Consider the following 17,386-nt stretch of genomic DNA (forward strand, 5'->3'; position numbering starts at 1 on the left):
GAGGACCCATGACCCCGCCCTCGACACCCGCCGGCTCGTACGGCAACGGGTACGGCAGCGGCTACGGCGGGCAGCAGTCCGACGGCTACGAGCAGCAGCCGCTGGTCCGCCCGTACGCGATGACCGGTGGCCGCACCCGGCCCCGGTACCAGCTCGCCATCGAGGCCCTGATCTCGACCACCGGCAACGCCGAACGGACCGGCGGCCTGCTGCCCGAGCACGCCCGGATCGTGAACCTCTGCCGTGAGGTCAAGTCCATCGCGGAGATCTCCGCACTGGCCGGTGTCCCGCTCGGTGTGGCCCGCATCCTCGTGGCCGACCTGGCCGAGGCCGGCCTCGTCGCCATCCACCAGCCCGCCGCCGCGGGCGAGTCGGGCGGAACGCCCGATGTCACGCTGCTCGAAAGGGTCCTCAGTGGACTTCGCAAGCTCTAACGCGGCCGCCCCCACCCGCGCCACCACCTCCGCGAAGATCGTCGTCGCGGGCGGCTTCGGCGTCGGCAAGACCACGCTCGTCGGCGCCGTCTCCGAGATCAACCCCCTGCGCACCGAAGCCGTCATGACCTCGGCCTCCGCCGGCATCGACGACCTCAGCCACGTCTCCGGCAAGACCACCACCACCGTCGCCATGGACTTCGGCCGCATCACCCTCGACGAAGACCTCATCCTCTACCTCTTCGGCACCCCCGGACAGGACCGCTTCTGGTTCATGTGGGACGACCTCGTCCGCGGCGCCATCGGCGCCGTCGTCCTCGTCGACACCCGCCGCCTCGCCGACTGCTTCCCCGCCCTCGACTACTTCGAGAACAGCGGACTCCCCTTCGTCGTCGCCCTCAACGGCTTCGACGGACACCAGCCCCACACCGCCGACGAGGTCCGCGAAGCACTCCAACTCAGCGCCGAAACCCCCGTCGTCACCCTCGACGCCCGCCGCCGCGACAGCGCCAAAAGCGCCCTCATCACCCTCGTCGAACACGCCCTCCTCGCCCGACTCCGATGACGGGCCGGACATCCGGACCCCGGGGGCCGTCGGCGTGACGGCCCCCGGGGCGGAGCCGCTACCGGCCGATGTCCTCCAGGGGCATCGCGCAAGACCCGCTGTATAAGCAGCGGATAACAGTTCGGTAGGCATTTTGTGATCAACAGTGACTCTGCGTGGTGAACTAGCGCCACTCAGCGCCAGAAGACCACGGTTTTACTCCGTCATGTCGGTGAATGTCCCTATTGCGCCGACGCGGGGGCCATCCTGCGGCTGTTTGTCCCCCATCCCTGCACGTGCTGAAATTCCAGCTACCCCTGAAACCCTCGCGCCGGCCCACCGGTGACGGGCCAGGGCCCGGGGGTAGCGCTGGATTGATCCATGGCCGACAGTCGGCCGAGAGGTAGTTGTCGAGTGAGGCGTAAGCAGCAACCCGCCCCGCAGCGGCGCTCCGAGCCCCGCCGGAGCGAGCCGAACGGTACCGCAGCGGACCCGGCCGGATTCTCCGCTTTCACCCCCACCGAGGAGCGCTCCCAGGCCTCCCCGGCCCCGCAGCCCCCGGCCGCGTCCACGGAACCCCGCAGCGGCGGTCCGGACGGCGAGGCCTCCAGGCGGTACGACTTCCTCCGCCCGCGCAACTGGCGCGTGCCGACCCGTCTGATCGCGATCCTGCTGATCCCCGTGATCATCAGCCTCGTCTTCGGCGGCCTCCGCGTGAACACCTCGGTCGACGGCTACATCAAGGCCTCCCGCGCCGAGAAGACCGCCGAGCTCGCCAAGGCGGCCACCGAGCTCGCCGAAGCGCTGGAGATCGAGCGCGACACCACGCTGATACCCCTGCTCACCAAGCAGGACCCGGACGGCAAGGTCGCCAAGATCCGCGCCAACACGGACGCCGCGCTGAAGGCGTACGAGGCGGCCTACGCGGCCTCCGACAAGTCCGGCGAACTGCCGCGCCGCCACGAGGGCTTCCAGGCCCTGGTGGTCGACCTGCCGCACCTGCGGTCCAGCGCGTACGGATCCGAGCTGTTCGCCGGCGCCACCGTCAACGCCTACTCGGTGATGTTCGCCCCGCTGCTGTCCTACGACAACTCGGTCGGCATCGGCTCCAGCAACGCCGCCAGCAAGGGCCGCGCGATCTACGCGATGTCCCTCGCCAAGGCCTCCGCCTCGACCCAGCGCGCGCTCATGCTGCACCTGCTGGTCGGCATCTCCCAGAACGCCACCACCCGGTTCGAGAACGCCGACGTGATCCAGCAAATCCTGGTCGCGGAGCGGCTGGAGCAGGTCTCGCTGACCGAGTTCAACACCGGCAGCGCCCCCGAGGACGCCCGCAAGTACGCCAACGCGCAGGTCGTCCAGGCCGCCGCGCAGGAGCGCTCGGCCTACAAGATGCCGAACGGCACCGCGCCGTCCATGCAGACCCTGCTCTCCCTCGGCGCCGCCTACAGCCAGGCCGCCGCCGAGGGCCAGAGCAAGGGCAAGGCCGCCGCCGACCAGGCCTACAAGGAGGCCAAGGACTCCGGTCTCACCCCGGAGAACTGGAACCAGGCCGCCAACACCCACATCCAGGCCCTGCGCGACACCGAGGTCCAGCTGCTGGACGACGTCCTCACGGACTCCCGCGGCCTCAAGGACAACGCGCTCTACGACGCCATCCTCAACACGATCATCGTCGTCGCGGCGCTCATCCTGGCCGGCCTGCTCACCGGCTACGTCGCCCGCTCGATGATCCTCGGCATGCGCACCCTGCGCAGCGCCGCCCTGGAGATCGCCGACCACCGCCTGCCGGATCTGGTCGAGAAGCTCTCCAAGACCGACCCCGACCGGGTCGACACCTCCGTCACCCCGATCCCGCTGCACGGCAAGGACGAGATCGGCGAGGTCGCCCGGGCGTTCGACCAGGTCCACCAGCAGGCCGTGGCGCTCGCCGCCGAGCAGGCCCTGCTGCGAGGGAACGTCAACGCGATCTTCACCAACCTGTCGCGTCGCAGCCAGGGCCTGATCCAGCGCCAGCTGGCGCTGATCACCGACCTGGAGAACAACGAGGCCGACCCGGACCAGCTGGAGAACCTCTTCAAACTGGACCACCTCGCCACCCGCATGCGCCGCAACGGTGAGAACCTGCTCGTCCTCGCGGGCGAGGAGGCCGGCCGCCGCTGGAACACCCCGGTCCCGCTGGTCGACGTGCTCCGCGCCGCCTCCTCCGAGGTGGAGCAGTACGAGCGCGTCGAGCTGTCCGGCATCCCGGAGGTCGAGGTCGTCGGCGCCGCCGTGACCGACCTCGTCCACCTGCTCGCCGAGCTGCTGGAGAACGCCACCTCGTTCTCCAGCCCGCAGACCCGGGTCCTGGTCAACGCGACCCGCCTGCCGGACGGCCGGGTGCTGGTCGAGATCCACGACAAGGGCATCGGCCTCACCGCCGACGACTTCGCCGAGATCAACGAGAAGCTGGCCGAGCCGCCCACCGTCGACGCCACCATCTCCCGCCGCATGGGCCTGTTCGTGGTCGGCCGGCTGTCCCAGCGGCACGACGTCCGCGTCCAGCTCCGCCCGTCCGGCGAATCCGCCGGCACCACCTCGCTGGTCATGATCCCGCCGTTCATCACCCGGTCGGGCGCCGCGCCGGAGCCCGAGGAGCAGTTCACCGTCTCCCGGATCTTCGCCGAGCAGGAGCCGACCTCCCAGTGGGCGCCCAACGGCCAGCCGCGCAGCGCCGCCGAGCTGGGCTTCGACGACCACCTCACCGGCACCGGCAACGCCGGATCCAGCGGCTTCAGCCCGGCCCTGGAGGCCGTCCAGCGCTCGCAGCGCCTCGACCAGGTCCGCCGCGCGGCCCTGGAGAGCGGCCCGCACGACGGCGAGCCGCCGGTGCTGGACGCCGAGGTCGAGGAGGAGTACCAGCAGGGCTACGACCAGTACGCCCCCCAGGGCTACGAGCAGCAGTCCGGCTACGCCGACGACCAGTACGGCTACGCCCAGGACGGCTACCAGCAGGACGAGTACGGCCAGGACCAGTACGGCCAGTACCCGCAGCAGGGCTACGACCAGTCCGGCTACGCCGACGACCAGTACGGCCGCCAGGACTACCAGGGCGACGGCTACCAGGGCTACCAGGACGGCTACGCCGACCAGTACGGCCAGCAGGCCGAGGAGGCCCCGGCCGGCCACCCGTACGCCCCGGAGCCGCCCGCACTGCCCGCCGCCGAGCCCACCCCCACCCTGCCGTCCGGGCTGCCGCAGCGCCGCCCCGGCCAGCAGCTGGCGGGTGGCGGCTTCGGTGCCCCGACCGCTCCGGCGGGCGGCGGCTCCGGCGGCGAGACCCCGAACTGGTTCGCCGGCGCCAAGGACACCTCGGCGGTCGACGAGCCGCGCGGCCACGACGTGTCGGCGCTGGGCGGCTACGGCCCGACCGGCCCGACCAACTCGCCCTGGCAGTCGCCCAACGACGGCGCCTGGCAGCAGGCCGAGCAGACCCGCGAGCCCGCCTCCGGCGGCACCACCGGGGCAGGCCTGCCGCGGCGCGTGCCCAAGCAGAACCTGGTGGCCGGAAACGCCAAGCCCACTCCGCAGGAAGGGCCGCAGGTCTCCCGCAGCCCCGAGGAGGTCCGCGGTCGGCTCACCAACCTGCGCCGCGGCGTGGAGCAGGGCCGCAGTGCCGGTAACACCGGAAGCTTCCGGATCGACCCCGATCAGGTAGACCCGTCCGGCAACGGACAGAACCGAAGCACCGATCTCTTCGGCGGCTCGAACCACCAGGAGCGTTGAGTTGACTCAGATGAGCCAGGCCGCACAGAACCTGAACTGGCTGATCACCAATTTCGTGGACAACACCCCCGGGGTGTCCCACACCGTGGTGGTCTCCGCCGACGGCCTCCTGCTGTGCATGTCCGAGGGCTTCCCCCGCGACCGCGCCGACCAGCTCGCAGCCGTCGCCTCCGGCCTCACCTCCCTCACCTCCGGCGCCAGCCGGATCTTCGAAGGAGGCGAGGTCAACCAGACCGTCGTCGAGATGGAACGAGGCTTCCTCTTCCTCATGGCCGTCAGCGACGGCTCCGCCCTCGCCGTACTCGCCTCCCCCGACTCCGACATCGGCCTCGTCGGCTACGAGATGGCCCTCCTCGTCGACCGCGCCGGCGCCGTCCTCACCCCCGCACTCCGCGCGGAACTCCAGGGCAGTCTCCTGCACTGACGGTCCGTCGGATACCGTCCAGGTATTCGAAGTACCTCCGCGTCCTTCCCGGGCCCGCTTCGGCGGGCTCGGGTTCGGACGTTGTACGGCCTTCGCACCACCGGCTCCGGACCTGCGCCGAAGCTCGCACCGCACCGCCGCACCCTGTGAGGAGAGGAACCGTGACACCGCCCGACGACCGCAGCGGCCAGTACGGCGTTCCGTACCCTGGCACAGGCCATGACGCCTTCGGAGCACCCGGCGTCGGCCACGGTCAGCAGTACGGCCAGCCTCAGCACGGCCAGCAGCACGGACAGCAGTACGGCCAGCACCAGTACGGGCAGCCCCAGCACCCGTACGGGCAGCCGCAGCAGGAGCAGTACGACCGGCAGGGCCCGCCCGGCCAGTACCGACAGCCGCAGCCCGCCTTCGACACGCCGCCGCCCGGCTACCCGGCGCCCGCCCCCGACCACCGGCCGGCCCACGAGCCCGGGCACGTCGAGGAGTTCGAGGACGAGCCCGACTCCGGCCCGCTGATCCGGCCGTTCGCGATGACCGGTGGACGCACCCGGCCGCGCTACGAACTCGCGCTGGAGGCCCTCGTCTCCGCCGACGTCGACCCGCAGCGCCTGGCCACCCTGCTCCCCGAGCACCAGCGGATCTGCACCCTGTGCAGGGAGGTCAAATCCGTCGCGGAGGTGTCGGCGCTGCTCTCCCTTCCCCTGGGAGTGGCCCGCATCCTCGTGGCCGACCTGGCCGAGGCCGGCCTCGTCGCCATCCACCAGCCCGCTTCCGGCGGCGAATCCGGAAACCAGCCCGACGTCACGCTGCTCGAAAGGGTCCTCAGTGGACTTCGCAAGCTCTAACGCGGCCGCCCCCACCCGCGCCACCACCTCCGCGAAGATCGTCGTCGCGGGCGGCTTCGGCGTCGGCAAGACCACGCTCGTCGGCGCCGTCTCCGAGATCAACCCCCTGCGCACCGAAGCCGTCATGACCTCGGCCTCCGCCGGCATCGACGACCTCAGCCACGTCTCCGGCAAGACCACCACCACCGTCGCCATGGACTTCGGCCGCATCACCCTCGACGAAGACCTCATCCTCTACCTCTTCGGCACCCCCGGACAGGACCGCTTCTGGTTCATGTGGGACGACCTCGTCCGCGGCGCCATCGGCGCCGTCGTCCTCGTCGACACCCGCCGCCTCGCCGACTGCTTCCCCGCCCTCGACTACTTCGAGAACAGCGGACTCCCCTTCGTCGTCGCCCTCAACGGCTTCGACGGACACCAGCCCCACACCGCCGACGAGGTCCGCGAAGCACTCCAGCTCAGCGCCGAAACCCCCGTCGTCACCCTCGACGCCCGCCGCCGCGACAGCGCCAAAAGCGCCCTCATCACCCTCGTCGAACACGCCCTCCTCGCCCGACTCCGATGACGGACACGGCCGCGGCCGCGGCCCACGGACCTTCGTTCGGAGGTCTGCGGGCCGCGGCCGCGGCGGGTCGCCCGGCGGGCTGCCCGGTGAGCTACTCGGCGGTCTAGTCGGTGGGCTCCAGGCCGGCCCGGATCAGCCCGTAGGTGTAGGCGTCCTCCAACGCCAGCCAGGAGGCGGCCACCACGTTGTCGGCCACCCCGACGGTCGACCAGGTGGACGTGCCGTCGGTGGACTCGATCAGCACCCGGGTCTTGGAGCCGGTGCCGTGCTGGCCCTCCAGGATGCGGACCTTGTAGTCCACCAGCTCGAACCGGGCCAGCGGCGGGTAGATCCCCTCCAGCGCGGTGCGCAGCGCCTGGTCCAGCGCGTTCACCGGGCCGTTGCCCTCGCCGGTGGCGACCCGGCGCTCCCCCTTCGCCCACAGCTTCACCGTCGCCTCGTTGCCGGTGAAGCCGTTCGGGCCCTGCTCGCTGATGGTCCGCCAGGACTCCAGGGTGTAGAAGCGCTCCCGGCCGCCGCGCACCTCGTCGCGCAGCAGCAGCTCGAAGGAGGCGTCGGCGGACTCATAGGTGTAGCCGAGGTTCTCCTGCTCCTTCACCTTGGCCACCACCCGGCCGGCCAGGTCCCGGTCGCTGGACAGGTCGTAGCCGAGCTCCTTGCCCTTGAGCTCGACCGAGGCGCGGCCCGCCATGTCGGAGACCAGCATCCGCATGGTGTTGCCGACCCGCTCCGGGTCGATGTGCTGGTACAGGTCAGGGTCGACCTTGATCGCGGAGGCGTGCAGGCCCGCCTTGTGCGCGAAGGCCGAGTAGCCGACGTACGGCTGGTGGGTGGAGGGGGTCAGGTTGACCACCTCGGCGATCGCGTGCGACAGCCTGGTCATCTCGGCGAGCCGCCCCTCGGGGAGCACCCGCCGGTCGTACTTGATCTCCAGCGCGCCGACCACCGGGAACAGGTTGGCGTTGCCGACCCGCTCGCCGTAGCCGTTGGCGGTGCACTGGACGTGGGTGGCGCCGGCGTCCACCGCGGCCAGCGTGTTGGCCACCGCGCAGCCGGTGTCGTCCTGGGCGTGGATGCCCAGCCGGGCACCGGTGACGGCGAGGACGTCGGCGACGGTCTCCCGCACGCCGGCCGGCAGCATCCCGCCGTTGGTGTCGCACAGCACCACCACGTCCGCGCCCGCCTGGTGCGCGGTGCGGACCACGGCCAGCGCGTACTCGCGGTTCGCCCGGTAGCCGTCGAAGAAGTGCTCGCAGTCGATGAACACCCGCCGTCCCTGCGCGCGCAGGAACTCGACGCTGTCCCGGACCATCTCCAGGTTCTCGTCGAGGGTGGTGCGCAGCGCCAGCTCCACGTGCCGGTCGTGCGCCTTGGCGACGAGGGTGACGACCGGGGCGCCCGAGGCGACCAGCGCGGCCAGCTGCGGGTCCTCCGCGGCCTTGCCGCCGGCCCGGCGGGTGGCGCCGAAGGCGACCAGCCGGGCGTGCCGGAGGTCCAGTTCGGCGGCGGCCCGGGCGAAGAACTCGGTGTCGCGCGGGTTGGCCCCCGGCCAGCCGCCCTCGATGAAGCCCACCCCGAACTCGTCCAGGTACCGCGCGATGGCCAGCTTGTCCGCCACCGTCAGGTTGATGCCCTCCCGCTGCGCACCGTCGCGCAGGGTGGTGTCGAACACGTGGAAACTGTCGTCGGTACGGCTGACCTCGGTCATGACCCCTGGTTCTCCGTTCGGGGAGGTTCGTACTGCTCTGCCGGATTGCGAGTCCCGGCTCCACTGTCCAGCATCCCGCGCGCGGCTCCGGTGTCCCCGAGCCCCTTGTGGGGGCTCTCGGCCGGTCCGGAGGCTGTGTTCATCGGGGCGGTGCCCGAAAAACGAAAAAACCCCTCGCGGGTGCGAGAGGTCTGCGCGCGGGTCTGGACGCTGGTGGTCGCTCCGCATCGGGTCCTGCGGGAGCGGTCACTGCGGACCGGCGCGCCTGCTGCTAATCATCAGCGACAGCGAGGACACGCTCGCAGTCTGGCACACGTCCCGGCATCCGGCCCGCCCGTCTCGCGATGCGGAACAGGGCAGGCCGGAGCGGGTGCCGCCTCAGACGATCTTGTGCAGCCAGCCGTGGGTGTCGGGGGTCTGGCCGCCCTGGATGGCCAGCAGGGCCCGGCGCAGCTCCATGGTGGTCGGGCCGGGCTCGCCGGCGCCGACCGTCCAGTCGGCGGCGGCCGACTTGACCGAGCCGACCGGGGTGATGACCGCGGCGGTGCCGCAGGCGAACACCTCGGTGAGGGTGCCGTCCGCGTTGGCCTGCTGCCACTCGTCGGTGGAGATCTTCCGCTCCTCGACGGCGTAGCCGAGGTCGGCGGCGAGCTGGAGCAGCGAGTCGCGGGTGATGCCGGGCAGCAGGGCGCCGGACAGCTCGGGGGTGACGATCTTCGCGTCCTTGCCCTCGCCGAAGACGAAGTACAGGTTCATGCCGCCCATCTCCTCGATCCACCGGTGCTCGGCGGCGTCGAGCCAGACGACCTGGTCGCAACCCTTCTCGGCGGCCTGGGCCTGGGCGATCAGCGAAGCGGCGTAGTTGCCGGCGCACTTGGCGGCGCCGGTGCCGCCGGGAGCGGCCCGGACGTACTCCTTGGACAGCCACACCGAGACCGGCTTGACGCCGCCCGGGAAGTAGGCGCCGGCCGGCGAGGCGATGATCATGAACAGATAGGAGTTGGCCGGGCGGACACCCAGACCGACCTCGGTGGCGAACATGAACGGACGCAGGTACAGGCTCTGCTCGGGCTCGTTCGGCACCCACCCCTGGTCCTGCTGGACCAGCAGCTCGACGGCCTCGACGAAGGTCTCCACCGGCAGCTCCGGCATCGCCAGCCGACGGGCCGAGGCCTGGAAGCGGGCCGCGTTGGCCTCCGGACGGAAGGTCGCGATGGATCCGTCGGCCTGGCGGTAGGCCTTGAGGCCCTCGAAGATCGACTGGCCGTAGTGCAGGGTCATGTTCGCCGGGTCGACCTCCAGCGGCGCGTACGGCGCCAGCTGGGCGTCGTGCCAGCCCACGCCCTCGGTCCAACGGATGGTGACCATGTGGTCGGTGAAGACCCGGCCGAAGCCGGGGTTGATCAGCCGGGCCTCGCGCTCCGCGGTGGGCAGCGGGTGGGCGGAAGGCTTGAGGTCGAACGTGATGGGCGCCTGGGTGGGCGTGCTCATGGCTGTTTCCTTCACCGTGGGGTAGGTCCGGGCCGCCACCGCCGGGTGCCCGCCGCGGCCAACCAGCACCGGAACGAACGCACAACGGCACGACCCACTGTCGATACTCGCATCCAGAGGGCCGTGCCGAACAGCTGCCCGCTCCTTGGGGAGCTGCAAGCTGCGGTTATGTGGTGCGGCCCGCCGGGCCGCGACCGTTGTCGGCCCCGGCCCGTGGGCCGGAGTCCGTCAAGCGGATCCGGCCCGTCAGCCGGCTACTCGGGTGACCAGCGCGTCGCCGACCGCGGAGGTGCTGCGGGTGCCGGTGCGCTCGGCCAGGTCCGCCGCGACGGCGGCCTCCACCCGGGCGGCCTCGGCGGCGAAGCCCAGGTGCTCCAGCAGCATGGCGACCGACAGCACGGTGGCCGTCGGGTCGGCCTTGCCCTGGCCCGCGATGTCCGGCGCCGAACCGTGCACCGGCTCGAACATCGACGGGAACTCGCCGCCCGGGTTGATGTTGCCGCTCGCGGCCAGGCCGATCCCGCCAGTGACGGCGGCGGCCAGGTCGGTCAGGATGTCGCCGAACAGGTTGTCGGTGACGATGACGTCGAAGCGCTCCGGCTGGGTGACGAAGAAGATCGTCGCCGCGTCGACGTGCAGGTAGTCGGTGGTCACCTCCGGGAACTCCCGGCCGACCTCCGCGAAGATCCGCGACCACAGGTGCCCGGCGTGCACCAGCACGTTGTTCTTGTGCACCAGCGTCAGCTTCTTGCGCGGACGCGCCTGGGCCCGGCGGTAGGCGTCGCGCACCACGCGCTCGATGCCGAACGCGGTGTTCAGGCTGACCTCGGTGGCCACCTCCTGCGGCGTCCCGGTGCGCAGCGAGCCGCCGTTGCCGACGTACGGGCCCTCGGTGCCCTCGCGGACCACCACGAAGTCGATGGTCGGCTCACCGGCCAGCGGGGACTTCACCCCGGGGAACAGGCGGCCCGGACGCAGGTTGATGTGGTGGTCGAAGGCGAACCGCAGCTTCAGCAGCAGCCCCCGCTCCAGCACGCCCGACGGCACGCTCGGGTCGCCGATGGCGCCCAGCAGGATCGCGTCGTGCGACTTCAGCTCGGCCAGCACGCTGTCCGGCAGGGTCTCCCCGGTCCGGTGGTAGCGCCGGGCGCCGAGGTCGTACTCGGTGGTCTCCAGCTTCACCTCGGCGGGAAGCACGGCACCCAGGACCTTGAGACCTTCGGCCACCACTTCCTGGCCGATGCCGTCACCCGGGACAACTGCGAGACGAATCGTGCGAGACATGCTCGGACCCTACTCCGGTGTCCCAGGGGTTGACACCCGGCGTCCACCATCCGGACGGGGTCAGGTCAGGTCGATCTCGACGGGGCGTGCGCCCGGGTCGCCCTCGTACTGGACGTACTTGGGCGATTCGGGCGTGCGTCCAGGTGGGATGCCTGGGGGTACCTCCCGGCCGCCAGGCTGGGGGCGTGTCGCGGGCCCGGCAAGATCGGCCGGACAGGACCTAGGGTGGCGGGGTCCGGCAATCCCTCGCGGAAACGGGGTCGAGCAGCAGATGGGCGTGCGGCGGCGGGAGGTGCTGGTCTGCGGGAGTGCGGCCGGGCTGGCGGTGGGCGGGTACGCGCTCGCGGTGGGGCTGCGCGGGGTGTGGCCGACGGGGGCGGGCGAGGCCGCCCTGCCGTACCACGCCCACCTGTGGGACCTGCTGCACGGGCGGGCCGCCGGGGACCTCCTGTTCAACTGGAACAGCGGCTACGGCGTCCCGTTCCTCGCCGACTTCTTCGCCTACCTGATGAACCCGTTCTCCTGGCCGACCGCCCTCCTCCCCCGCGACCAGGGCCGGCTCGCGCTGCTCCTGGTCACCCTCGCCACCATCGGCCTCGGCACCGCCCTGATGGCCCACCTGCTCGGCCGGCTGCACGCCGGCCCGCACTGGCTGCGGGCGCTCGCCGCCGTCGGGTACGGGCTCTGCGCCTGGGTGCTCGACGTCGGCGGGGCGGCGCCGATGTGGCTCTGGGGCCTGGTCTCGCTGCCGCTGCTCGGCCTGGCCGCCGACTGGTGCCTGCGCGAGCGGCGCTGGGTGGCCGGCTCGCTGTGCGTCACCCTCGCCTGGGCCGGCAACCTGTACACCGCCGCGCTGGCCACCCTGATGGCCGGGCTGCTGCTGGCCGTCCGCCTGTTCGCCACCCCGCGGCCGGTGCGCCACCGGGTCCGGGTCACCGGGCGGGCCTTCACCATGGCCACCACCGGTGTCCTGCTCGCCTCGCCCGTGCTGTTCGTCGCCGTCCGGGCCGCGCACGGCGCCCAGCCGGAGTCCCCGGTGCAGCCGCTCGGCCCGTCCGGGTTCGGCGGGCACCTCGCGCAGTTGCTGCCCGCCACCCATGGCGGGCGGCCGCTGCCGGACGTCGCGATCGGCCTGCTGGGGCTGCTGCTGGTGTGCGGGCTGCCGTTCAACCGGCGGGTGCGGGTACGGGAGCGGGCGGTCTGGTGCGGGGCGCTGGTGCTGGTGGTGCTCAGCTTCGTCTGGACCCCGACCGTGCTGGTCTGGCACGGTCTGGCGATCCCGGCCGGCGGGCCGTACCGGGTCGCGTTCGTGCTCAGCGGCCTGCTGGTGCTGGCGGGCTGGGTGTCGCTGGCGCACCGGCCGGACCGGCTGACCCTGCTGGGCGGCGCCGCCGTGGTCGCGGTGATCGCCGCGCTGGCGGCGGGCCGGCACTCGGTCCGCGCCTCCACCTGGACGCTGTTGGCCGTCGGCGGGGTCGTCCTGCTCGCCGCGCTCTGGACCCTCGACCACCGGCACACCGACCGCCGGGCCACCGCCCTGGCGACCTGGGTGCTGGCCGGTGTGGTGCTCGGCAACGCCGTCTGGTCCGGGTACGCGGCGCTCGCCGCCGCCCCGGCCGACCCCGCCTCCCCCGCCGCCGTCCGGGCCGGGTACGCGGCGGTGCGCGACGGCGCCGACTGGCCCCGGGGCCGCAGCGACCCCGGCCCGCACGCCTTCACCACCAACGATCCGCTGCTGCTCGACGGCCAGGGCGGCGGCTACTTCAGCGGCTACCTGCCGACCGTCGCCGCCCTGCTGCTGCACGACCTCGGCGCGGGCTGGACGGCGGGCGGGCGGCAGACCGCCAGCGTCACCGACCCGGTCGGGCAGGCCCTGTTCGCCGTCCGCGCCCACCTCGACGACGGGCCGCCCCCGGCCGGCTTCACCCCCGGACGGGCCGCCGCACCGCCGCTGGTCACCGTGCTGCCGCCCGGCGCCCGGCCGGACACCTCCTCGGTCTGGTCCCGGCAGGAGTCACTGCTCGGCAGCCGGGTGTACGAGGCCCCGCTGCCCGTCCCGGCCGGCGGCCCGGCGCCCACCCTGCACGGCACCAGCGGCTGGTCGCTGCCCGGCGGCGCCGAGGGCACCGTCCTCACCGCGGCCTGCACCCCCGGCGGCACGGCCTACTTCCACGGCGTCTGGTACCGGGGCACGGTCAGCGGCCTCGGCACCACCTACCGCAGCGACGGCGAACAGCCCACCACGGCCGTCGCGATCCACCGGCTGGGGCCGGTCCCCGCCGACGGGACGGTCCGGGTGATCCTGCGCTCCGACACGGTCGGCCAGGTCCCGGCCCGTCCGATCGGCTGTCTGCGGCCCGGCGCCCTGGACGCCGCCGTCGCCCGTCTCACCGCCACCGGCGCGACCGGCGTGACGGCCGGCGGGCACACCCTCGCCGCGACCCTCCCGGTCGGCTCCACCGGCACCGCGCTGCTGTCCGTCCCGGCCGCCGAGGGCTGGACCTGCGCGGCGGGCGGCGGCCGGTACGTCCCGCCGACGCCCGTCCTGGGCATGATCGGCGTACCGCTCGGCGCCGGCGCCGACCGCATCGCCTGCTCCTTCCGCCCGCCCGGTCTCACCGAGGGCCTCACCGTCAGCTCCGCCACCGCCGCCGCCCTCGCCCTGGTCGCCGTCTTCACCCGCTTCTCCCGCCGCCCGACCCGCGCCCCCCGCCGCACCCGCCGGCTCGCCGCCCAGGCCGCCGACCGAGGCTGAGGCGGCCGGGCCTGAGGCGGCCGAGCCGGGCACGGCCGACCGCCGGTGGCACCGCAAGTGGGCCCCCGCCACCGAGGCGCGGCACGACGCGCGAGGGGCGGCCCGCCAGGTCGGCGGGCCGCCCCTCGGGCGGGTGCGGTCAGGGGAGGCTGATCACCTGGCTCCGGTGGGCGGCGGGGTTGAGGTGGTGGAGCAGGAGCAGGCGGGAGGTGTCGCCGGGGGTGCGGCGGATGTCGAGGACGGTGCCGGGCCGGACCGGGGTGGCGAGGGCCGCGGGGCCGCCGAGGCCGGCGCGGATGTCGACGGCGGGGTGCAGGACGTCGAGGGCCAGGACGGGGCGGGTGCCGCGCAGGCCGATGGCGGAGTAGGACTCGGCCGGGTCGGGTGTGCCGGGGGCGACGGTGCTGGTCCAGACGCCGTAGTGGATGGTGCTGTGGCCTTCCCGGACGCCCGGGAGGGCACTCAGCCGGACGGGGAGGACGACGGCGTCGCCGTCCAGCAGGGCGGTGTCGGTGTCGCCCCAGTGGCCGTTGAGCGGCTGGACGTCGAGTTCGGCGCCGGTTCGGGCGTCCAGGGCGCGGGAGACGAGGACGTCGCTGTTGCGCAGCCGGTCGGCTTCGAGGATGACGTCGGTGGTGCCGTCGCCGTCGGTGTCCAGGGAGACCCGGACGCCGTAGAGCCCGACCGGGGTGGCGGCCGGGGCCCAGAGCTGGGCGCCCACGTAGAGCAGGTCGGAGCTGGTGGCGGCACCGACGACCCGCAGGTTGGCGGCCCGGTCGCCGGGGTGCTGGACGCAGACGTCCTGCGGGGGGTCGGCCGGCGCGGCGTCGTCGTCGGGCCGGATGCCGGCCCCGGGCCCGACGGCGGCTTCGCTGTCGGGCGGGCAGTCGGCCCAGCGGGTGCCTTCGCCGCCGAGGGTGAGGGCGGTGACGAGTCCGGGCCGGTTGCCGGGGGCGGCGCTGCCGCCGAGCATCAGGACGGTGCCGTCCCGGGTGGTGCGGGCGGCGGCGGTGGCGGTGAGGTCGGTGGCCGGGCGCGGGGCGGCGAGGACGGGGACGCGCAGTTGGGGCAGGGCCGGGTCGGTGACGGGGGTGAGCAGGACGCGGCCGGAGAGTTCGGCGCGGTAGCTGCGGGCCTTGCCGTTCTGCAGGGTGTCGATGGTGGGGTCGGGGGCGCGGCCCAGTTCCCCGGGGACGGCGAGGGTGACGTGCACCCGCGCGGTGCCGCCGGCCGGGACGTCGACCTGGTCCGGCGTCACCTCGAAGGTGGCGCCGGGCAGTTCGGTGGCGGCCGCGTAGCCGGTGCGGTAGCTCAGCGGCCGGTCCGCGTGGTTGCGCACCTCGATGTCGCGGCCGAGGGCGGTCGGCCCGGCGATCTCGACCGGCCCGTAGGAGACGCCGACGCTGCCTTCGGCCGCTCCGTCGCCGGCCGCGTAGGCGACGACGGGGGTGTGGACGGCCCGGTCGACCTGGGCGCGGCCGCCGCCGGTGCGCTCGGGGCCGTAGACCGGTCCGCCGTGGTCGTCGCCGAGCCAGGTGTCGACGGCGGTGTTCATGAGCGCGGCCTTGAGCTGTTCGACCGGCCAGTCGGGGTGGGCGGCGCGGACGAGGGCGGCGAGGCCGGTGATGTGCGGGGTGGCCATCGAGGTGCCGTCCTCGCGCTGGCCGCCGCTGCCGCTGCCGACGAGGGCGGACCAGATGGTCTCGCCGGGGGCGGCGAGGTCGGGTTTGACGATGCCGGGGACGCCGATGCCGCGGGAGGAGAAGTCGGTGAGGGTGTCGGTGCGGGCGGGCTGGTCCTGGGAGACGGAGCCGTGCAGCGGGTTGCCGGGGGCGGCGAGGCGGATCTCGACCGGCCCGGCCGCGGCGGCCTGCCGGAGCCGTTCGCCGTCGGCGTGGGCGAGCAGGGCGGCCGGGATGCGGTCGTTGCCGGAGATCTCGGCGAGGTGGTCGGTGTCGGCGGCGTAGAGGGCGCCGATCGCACCGGCGTCGGCGGCGTGGTCGGCGCGGGGGCCGGAGTTGCAGGCCCGTTCGGTGTCGCGGGTGCGCCAGGTGAGGACGGCGATCTTTCCGGCGAGCCGCTGCCGGTCGGCTTCGCTGTAGGCGGCGCAGCCGTCGGACTGGTCGGCGGGCAGGGCGAGTTGGCCGCTGACGTCGGCGCTGGACCAGCCCTGGTAGCGCTCGCTCCAGTGGGCCGGGACGACGCCGGCCAGGTCGGCGGGGGCGAGCACGGTGAGGCCGTCGGTGTCGCTGTGCGGGTCGACGGAGGCGGCGACGGCGATGGCCCGGGCGGCGGTGCCGGGGCTGCCGCCGATGCCGTAGACGTCGCCGTCGTTGCCGGCGGCGGCGACCACGACGGTGCCGAGGGCGGCGAGCCGGTCGACGGCGAGGGCATCGGTGTCGTCGGGGTTGCCGAAGCGGCTGCCGAGGGAGAGGTTGACGACGTCGAGGCGGTCGCCGAGGTCTCCGTCGCCGTTGGGGTCGGCGGCGAGGTCGAGGGCCTGGGCGAGCCGGTCGGTGGAGCCGTCGCAGCCGAAGACCCGGATCGCGTACAGCTGGGCGCCGGGGGCGGCGCCGGGGCCGACCTTGAACCCGGCGGGGTCGAGTCCGGGCCGGTAGGGGCCGGTGTACGGGTGGCCGTCGGCGGTGACGCCGTAGCCGGCGGCGGTGCCGGCGACGTGGGTGCCGTGCCCGTTGCGGTCGCAGTCGATCGGGTTGTCGCTGGGGTGCGGGACGGGCTGGTGGTGGGGGGAGGACGGGTCGGGGTTGTAGTCGTCGCCGACCAGGTCCTTGCCGCCGATCACCTTGGCGTTGGGGAACAGCTCGGGCGGGGCCGGCTTGCCGCGTTCGACGGAGCGGAAGGCGGCCTCGGTGCCGGGGCCGCCGAAGTCGGCGTGGGTGTAGTCGATGCCGCTGTCGATGATGCCGATCCGCACCCCCTGGCCGGTGTTGCCATCGCCGGTCGCGCCGGCCCAGACCTGCGGGGCGCCGATCAGCGGGACGGAGTAGGCGTTGTCCCGCTGTTTGCGGACGATCGGGTGGACGGCCCGGACGCCGGGCAGCGCGCGCAGGGCGGGCAGCCGGTCGGCGGGCGCGTTGACGGCGAGGCCGGTGAGCAGGGTGCGGGTGCGGTAGAGCTCGCCGGCGGTGGGCGCCGCCCGGTGGACGGCCGCGGCGAGCCGGTCGAGGGCTTCGCCGGCCTTGGCGCGCTGGGCGGCGCCGGCATCGGCGGCCTCCCGGCGGGCGGCCTCCGGGGAGCGCTGGGCCCGCCGGGCCCCGTCGGCGGCGCGCCGCCAGGCGGGGCCGGCCGGCTCGGTGCCGAGTTCGAGCAGGACGGTGGCCGTTCGGCCGGCCCTCGACGGCTCCGTCGGGGGCCCGCCGGAGGCCGGGGTGGCGGCGAGCGCCGCGCTCCCGGCCAGCACGGCCAGGGTGAGGCCGATCCGGGTGATGGGTCGGCGGACGGATGGCAGGCGCACTGGGCCCTCTCCCCCGGCAGGGGGACTGATCCGCACACCGTGTCGCTGACGCCCGCCCGCGCGAACGTCGATCACCCTTCCGGGGGCCCCAAA

General features: G+C 73.6%; 11 protein-coding genes. 7 read left to right on the top strand and 4 right to left on the bottom strand.

Annotated features, from left to right (window positions below; all coding sequences use genetic code 11):
* Positions 1–8 precede the first annotated feature (8 nt).
* The 6 genes from A6F73_RS11560 to A6F73_RS11585 all read left to right on the top strand — a co-directional run bounded on the left by A6F73_RS11560 (position 9) and on the right by A6F73_RS11585 (position 6,580).
* Positions 9–434, top strand: a complete 426-nt coding sequence (locus A6F73_RS11560; RefSeq protein ID WP_063347718.1) for a DUF742 domain-containing protein — start codon at positions 9–11, stop codon at positions 432–434.
* Positions 415–999: an ATP/GTP-binding protein gene (locus A6F73_RS11565; RefSeq protein WP_063347719.1), complete on the top strand. Its 585-nt coding sequence runs from the start codon at positions 415–417 to the stop codon at positions 997–999. The genes A6F73_RS11560 and A6F73_RS11565 overlap by 20 nt, the downstream gene beginning before the upstream one ends.
* Positions 1,000–1,392: 393 nt before the next feature.
* Positions 1,393–4,746, top strand: coding sequence for a nitrate- and nitrite sensing domain-containing protein (locus A6F73_RS43980; RefSeq protein WP_063347720.1), 3,354 nt, complete (start codon positions 1,393–1,395; stop codon positions 4,744–4,746).
* 10 nt (positions 4,747–4,756) lie between these two features.
* On the top strand, positions 4,757–5,170 hold the full coding sequence (locus A6F73_RS11575; RefSeq protein WP_030057391.1) for a roadblock/LC7 domain-containing protein: 414 nt from the start codon (positions 4,757–4,759) through the stop codon (positions 5,168–5,170).
* A gap of 161 nt (positions 5,171–5,331) precedes the next feature.
* The gene (locus tag A6F73_RS39275) at positions 5,332–6,015 is read left to right on the top strand and encodes a DUF742 domain-containing protein (protein WP_079135609.1); all 684 of its coding nucleotides are present in this window, start codon (positions 5,332–5,334) and stop codon (positions 6,013–6,015) included.
* Positions 5,996–6,580, top strand: coding sequence for an ATP/GTP-binding protein (locus tag A6F73_RS11585; RefSeq protein ID WP_063347719.1), 585 nt, complete (start codon positions 5,996–5,998; stop codon positions 6,578–6,580). The genes A6F73_RS39275 and A6F73_RS11585 overlap by 20 nt, the downstream gene beginning before the upstream one ends.
* A gap of 103 nt (positions 6,581–6,683) precedes the next feature.
* On the opposite strand, the gene cimA is transcribed toward A6F73_RS11585, so the two are convergent.
* From cimA to A6F73_RS11600, 3 genes are all read right to left on the bottom strand, one after another.
* Entirely contained in the window at positions 6,684–8,288 is a 1,605-nt protein-coding gene (gene cimA, locus A6F73_RS11590; RefSeq protein WP_063347721.1) for a citramalate synthase, read from the bottom strand.
* Between the two features lie 378 nt (positions 8,289–8,666).
* Positions 8,667–9,779: a branched-chain amino acid aminotransferase gene (locus A6F73_RS11595; protein ID WP_063347722.1), complete on the bottom strand. Its 1,113-nt coding sequence runs from the start codon at positions 9,777–9,779 to the stop codon at positions 8,667–8,669.
* Between the two features lie 246 nt (positions 9,780–10,025).
* Complete coding sequence (locus A6F73_RS11600) at positions 10,026–11,063, bottom strand: 3-isopropylmalate dehydrogenase (RefSeq protein WP_063347723.1); 1,038 nt, start codon at positions 11,061–11,063, stop codon at positions 10,026–10,028.
* A 271-nt stretch (positions 11,064–11,334) separates the two neighbouring features.
* On the opposite strand from A6F73_RS11600, the gene A6F73_RS11605 reads away from it, so the two are divergent.
* Complete coding sequence (locus A6F73_RS11605; RefSeq protein WP_063347724.1) at positions 11,335–13,818, top strand: YfhO family protein; 2,484 nt, start codon at positions 11,335–11,337, stop codon at positions 13,816–13,818.
* Between the two features lie 139 nt (positions 13,819–13,957).
* Here the strand turns inward: A6F73_RS11605 and A6F73_RS43985 are convergent, their stop codons facing one another.
* Positions 13,958–17,293 (bottom strand): S8 family serine peptidase, encoded by a 3,336-nt coding sequence (locus A6F73_RS43985; protein ID WP_063347725.1) that lies wholly within the window; start codon positions 17,291–17,293, stop codon positions 13,958–13,960.
* Positions 17,294–17,386 lie beyond the last annotated feature (93 nt).

It is taken from the genome of Streptomyces sp. MJM8645 (assembly GCF_001625365.1).
In the GTDB taxonomy this organism is placed as follows: Bacteria; Actinomycetota; Actinomycetes; order Streptomycetales; family Streptomycetaceae; genus Kitasatospora.